Source organism: Arsenicibacter rosenii, from assembly GCF_001870735.1.
GTDB classification, from domain to species: Bacteria; Bacteroidota; Bacteroidia; order Cytophagales; family Spirosomataceae; genus Arsenicibacter; species Arsenicibacter rosenii.
This window is the reverse complement of record NZ_MORL01000050.1, coordinates 2,347-7,541: the sequence shown is the minus strand read 5'-3', so window position 1 is coordinate 7,541 and position 5,195 is coordinate 2,347. Positions and strand designations below refer to the sequence as shown.

Sequence of the window (5,195 nt, the reverse complement as noted above, 5' to 3'; positions counted from 1 at the left end):
GGCTTGGGTCGGAAGATATTATCCTGAGCGATCACCACTTCTGGGGCGGTTTACGGGCCTCAATGACCCTGGCTGACATCTGTCAGATTTTCGGCCGCGATTTGTCCATGCATTCTAACTCGCACCTGGGTATTTCACTGGCGGCCATGGTACATCTCGGCGCAGCTATCCCGAATTTTACGTATGCACTGGATACGCATTATCCGTGGCAGTCGGATGAAATCATCACCCGGGGTCGCCTGCCGTTTGAAGACGGCAGCGTTGCGGTTCCCGAAGGCCCGGGGCTTGGTGTTGACCTGGACCGCGACGCCCTTGCCCGCCTGCACCAGAACTATCTCGCCTGCGGACTTACCAAACGGGATGATGAAATTGAAATGCAAAAAGTAAACCCCGGCTGGACATTTAAAGCCACGCGCTGGTAACCTTATACCCTTTCGACAACCTATATCATGGATTTATCAACGATTAAATCATCCCTTGAGGATGGACTTCTTTCCTTTCCGGTCACTGATTTTGACCAGGAAGGTCAGTTTAATGCCAGCACTTACGCCGACCGGATCGACTGGTTTGTCGGGCATGAGGTGTCCTCGGTTTTTGTAGCAGGTGGTACCGGCGAGTTTTTCTCGCTTTCAGCAGCCGAATATGAGCAGATTGTGCATATAGCAACCGAAACCGTAGCGGATCGGGTACCGGTTATTTCCAGCGTCGGCCGCAGTATTCCGGACGCCATTGCCTTTGCGGAAATGGCCGAAAAAGCGGGTGTCCATGCCCTCCTGTTATTTCCCCCCTATCTTACCGAATGCCCGCAGGACGGCGTAGTGGCCTATGCCAAAACGATCATCCGGAACACCGGTCTACCAGTCATCTATTACAATCGCGGCAACGGGGTGTTATCGCCCGAAAACCTCCTGCGGTTAGCCGATGCCTGCCCGAACCTCATCGGCCTGAAAGACGGAACCGGTCATATTCAGGACTTAAACGATACCATCAAAACCATTGGTAACCGGCTCTCCTATATCGGAGGCGTTCCAACGGCCGAAATCATTGCCGAAGCCTATTTGTCGATTGGTGTTAATACGTACTCTTCTGCCGCCTTTAACTTCGTTCCCGAACTGGCAAACCTGTTTTACAAAAGCCTGCGGACGGGCGACAAAGCGACGGTGGATGCCATTACCCGTTCGTTTTACATTCCCCTGGTCAGACTACGAAGCAAGAAAAACGGCTATGCAGTCAGCCTGATCAAAGCCGGGGCGAAACTGATCGGCAAAAGCGCCGGTGATGTGCGCCCGCCGTTATCCATGCCAACCGATGAGCACGTGACCGAACTGGCACAGATTCTGGAATCCGGTCAGCAATGGTCATAAGGTGTCATACATAACTCACGGGGATCGTTCTCCCCGCCTAATTCCTGTATTTTTTTATGGCCGGGCCGTTTAAACTCAATTACGCACCACACATAAACATGTTTGAGTGCCATGCCGGAAAAGACCCGCTGGATCAGCTGCGGTTTATGGCAGAAACGGGGTTCAGGGCCCTTGAAGACAGCGGTCCGGCTCATCCCGGCTTTCCGGGTAAGCTGGGCCTTGGGTTTATGCAGCAACCGGTTGAGCTCGTTACTAAAATCGGCGAAACCCTGGCTTCGCTGAACATGGAGATGGGTACGATCTCGCTCGGGCCAACCTTCTGGCCGTCCAGACCGTCACTGACCACCGGCAATCCGGAATTACGGGCGGTCTTTCTGGCACGTTGCCGCATGGCCATGGAAACGCTCCGGCGGCTGAACGGCCGCTTTGTTACGGTTTCGGCTGATCTGATTGATTTTTCGTTACCAACAGATATCCAGACGCAACATGTGATGGATGCCTTACAAGCGGCCTGCGATCTGTTGGAGCCGGCCGGCATTACCCTGCTGCTGGAACCCCTGAGCGATGCCACGCCCCTTTTCCTCAAAACATCGGCGAAAGGCTATCAGATCTGTAAATCCATCAATCGCCCGTCCTGCAAGCTCTTATTCGACATGTATCACCTGCAACGAAACGAAGGGCGGCTGCTGTATCACATGGATCTTTGCTGGGACCAGATCGGCTATTTTCAGATCGGCGACGAGCCGGGGCGTTTTGAACCAACCACCGGTGAAATCAATTACAAAACTATTTTCAGGTATATCGATCAGAAATCACGGGAAACAAACCGGTCATTTATCCTGGGGATGGAACACTTTAACAGCCAGCCGGGTATCGGCGGCGAACAGGCTGTTCTTGCCGCTTACCGGTATTGCGATGATTTCTGATGAGCTTTAAAAGCTCTTTACCCTAAACATTACGCATTTTATTATGTCAACTTCTCCTGTACAACGCCCTGTTGTTCTTGTTACCGGCGGAGCCGGTGAAATTGGTTCGGCCATTTCAACTACGTTTGCCGCAAACGGATATATCGTAGTGGCTACGTATAACCGGGATCACCGGAAAGCCGAACGGCTGATCGCGTCATTGCCAGGTACCGGCCATCAGATTGTTCAGGCACCTACAACAGATGCCGCAGCCATTGACGCCCTGAGACAAATCATGGTCAGCACGTTCGGGCGGCTGGATGTGCTCGTTAACAACGCCGGGATTACAACGCCGGTTGCCCACAATGACCTGGATGCGCTCACCGACGAGTGGATTGACCGGATTATGCAGACGAATTTCCGGGGAGGTTTTGCCATGGTCCGGGCAATGCGCAGTTTACTGGAACAGGCCGCTGAAATAACCGGGCAATCGTCGCTGGTGGTCAATATATCGTCAATTGCCGGGATTTACGGGATTGGCAGTAACGTCGCCTATTGCGCGTCAAAGGCAGCCGTTGATTCGATGACACGCTCACTGGCCCGCGTACTGGCGCCAAAAATCCGGATGGTCTCTGTCTCTCCTGGTTTTGTTGAAGGAGAGTACACTAAAAATTTTGATCCGTCTTTTCTTAAAAACCAGATGGATAATACGCCCATGGGACGCTTTGCTACCGGTCAGGATGTAGCAAATGCCGTTTACTCTTTAGCTACCTCACTGACATTTACAACAGGTAACATTATTACCGTTGATGGTGGCCGTTTACTGAAATAAGTAACTCAATATTCAGGATGTAATCATTAAAAGTTCACCTCATTACTGTACTATTTATCCACTATTTTATACTTATATATTGACTTATTAGAAATAATTAAATTATCTCTGAAATAAACCGACAGATATCTGATTCACATGACTACTCATTTATCTTTTTTTGTATTTTTGATCTTCGGCTCACAAAGCCGAAAAATGGTGTGGATATAAGTAAAAAAGACCGGTTGCTATGCGTCCGGTCTTTTTTGTATTATATTAAAATCCTGCATTTCAAGGAGTTAATTAAGTTAACACAAAGATATTTCAACATACTTACTTACAGAAATGTATTGATTTTTTAATCGTCTTTATTTTTATCCGCTGATATTATTTTTCCACGAATCTTCCGCTTCAAAAGTGCTTCTTTGCCAATATAAGTTACCCGCCTTATATTGCTGCCCTCAAAGTAACAGTCATCTATATGGAAAATTCCTACCCATTTTTTGCGGGCGGGGGTGAAATGGGGCAACTCACACAAGCGTACGATTGGTCAACAACTTCCTTAGGATCTCCGGAGATATGGCCCAAAAGCCTGCGTACTCTGGTAAATATGATGTTGACTTCTCGTTTTCCCATGCTAATATTCTGGGGTCCCGAACTGATTACATTTTATAACGATGCTTTCCGGCCAAGCCTTGGCAACAACGGTAAACACCCATCTTCTTTAGGGCAGCCCGGCCATATTAGCTGGGCGGAGTCGTGGCCCTGGATTGGGCCGATGATTCAAAATATCATGCAGGGCGGGGATGCCGTCTGGTTTGAGGATCAGAAGCTGCCGATCTATCGTGAAGGGGCCATGGGATTTGCTTACTGGACCTATAGTTTCAGTCCCTTAACCGACGACGATGGGAGCGTCAATGGTATACTCGTTACCTGTACAGAAACCACACAGGCTGTACTGGCCCGTGAGAAACTGGAAAAATCCCGGCAGGAAATGCTGTCGTTCTTTGAACAGGCCCCCGTTGCTGTAGCTGTCATTAGTAAAGAGGACCTCACGTTCCGGATGGCGAATTCGTTTTACAGCGAACTGGTTGGCCGTTTGCCTGCTCAGCTCATTAACAAACCATTGCTAGAGGCCTTACCGGAACTGAACGGACAAGGCTTTGACCACTTATTGTATGAGGTTATCAATACCGGTGTTCCGTTTTCCGCCAGTGAGCTTGCTGTCCATCTGGTCAGGAATAAGGCCTTAGAAACGATTTATGTCAATTTTATCTATCAGCCGTTTTTTGACATTGATAATCAGATAACGGGCGTTATTGTTGTCGCAACGGATGTTACGCAACTGATGCTTACCCGCAAACGGATTCAGGAAAGTGAAGACCGTTATCGCCGGTTATCCCTTGAACTTGAGCAGAAAGTTCAACTCCGTACAGAAGAACTCGCCCGGATTAACCAGGAGTTGATGGCTGCCAATGAGGAGTACGCCGCTATCAATGAAGAGCTTCAGGAATCGAATATACTTTTACATCAGTCCAACGAAAATCTACAGCAATTTGCGTACGTTGCCTCACATGATTTACAGGAGCCCCTCCGCAAGATTCAGCAGTTCGGCAGTTTACTGCTCATGCAGAAAACCGGACTCTCTCAGGAATGTCAGCTGTATATAGACCGGATGCAGCAATCAGCCGGCCGGATGTCTACACTGATCAGAGATCTGCTGAATTTCGCCACCATTTCATCTCAGCACCAGCGGGTTATACCGGTTGATCTTAATGTAGTTGTTAATCGGGTATTATCTACTTTTGAAATCCCGGTCAAAGAAACAAATGCCACTATTGAGCTAAATCCGTTGCCGGTCATTAACGGAGAATTTTCTCAACTCGAACAGGTTTTTCAAAACCTGATAGGTAACTCGCTAAAATTTACTAAGAACGGAACTCCCCCGTTTATTAAAATAAGTGTTCATACGGTAGAGGCGGCCGTATTGCCACCTCACGTTAAACCAGCCAGACCGGCTGAACGCTACTACCGAATTGATATTGAGGACAATGGGATCGGGTTTGACGAGAAACACCTTGATCGTATTTTGCAGGTTTTTCAACGACTTCACGG

The 5,195-nt window shown here is 48.8% G+C and carries 5 protein-coding genes (1 of these 5 running past the window's edge); all 5 read left to right on the top strand.

From position 1 onward, the window contains the following. Positions 1-422 (top strand): enolase C-terminal domain-like protein (locus BLX24_RS29155; protein ID WP_310590810.1); only part of this gene is annotated, 422 nt, incomplete at its 5' end. A 27-nt stretch (positions 423-449) separates the two neighbouring features. Further along, a complete protein-coding gene (kdgD, locus tag BLX24_RS29150; protein WP_071506751.1) occupies positions 450-1,364 on the top strand; it encodes a 5-dehydro-4-deoxyglucarate dehydratase in 915 nt (304 codons plus the stop codon). Between the two features lie 98 nt (positions 1,365-1,462). Next, positions 1,463-2,290 carry a TIM barrel protein gene (locus BLX24_RS29145; RefSeq protein ID WP_071506750.1) on the top strand — a complete coding sequence of 276 codons (828 nt, stop codon included), beginning with the start codon at positions 1,463-1,465 and terminating at the stop codon, positions 2,288-2,290. A gap of 43 nt (positions 2,291-2,333) precedes the next feature. Next, a complete protein-coding gene (locus BLX24_RS29140) occupies positions 2,334-3,101 on the top strand; it encodes an SDR family NAD(P)-dependent oxidoreductase (protein WP_071506749.1) in 768 nt (255 codons plus the stop codon). Between the two features lie 460 nt (positions 3,102-3,561). After that, positions 3,562-5,195: the 5' portion of a PAS domain-containing sensor histidine kinase gene (locus BLX24_RS29135; RefSeq protein WP_083422256.1), read on the top strand. The gene runs 106 nt beyond the window's last position; 1,634 of the gene's 1,740 nt are visible here — the first part of the coding sequence; it begins with the start codon at positions 3,562-3,564; its stop codon lies off the right edge, out of view.

Bases quoted from the DNA above. Each gene is read 5' to 3' on its own strand.
- kdgD (WP_071506751.1), top strand. From the start codon at position 450: ATGGATTTATCAACGATTAAATCATCCCTTGAGGATGGACTTCTTTCC.
- BLX24_RS29145 (WP_071506750.1), top strand. From the start codon at position 1,463: ATGTTTGAGTGCCATGCCGGAAAAGACCCGCTGGATCAGCTGCGGTTT.
- BLX24_RS29140 (WP_071506749.1), top strand. From the start codon at position 2,334: ATGTCAACTTCTCCTGTACAACGCCCTGTTGTTCTTGTTACCGGCGGA.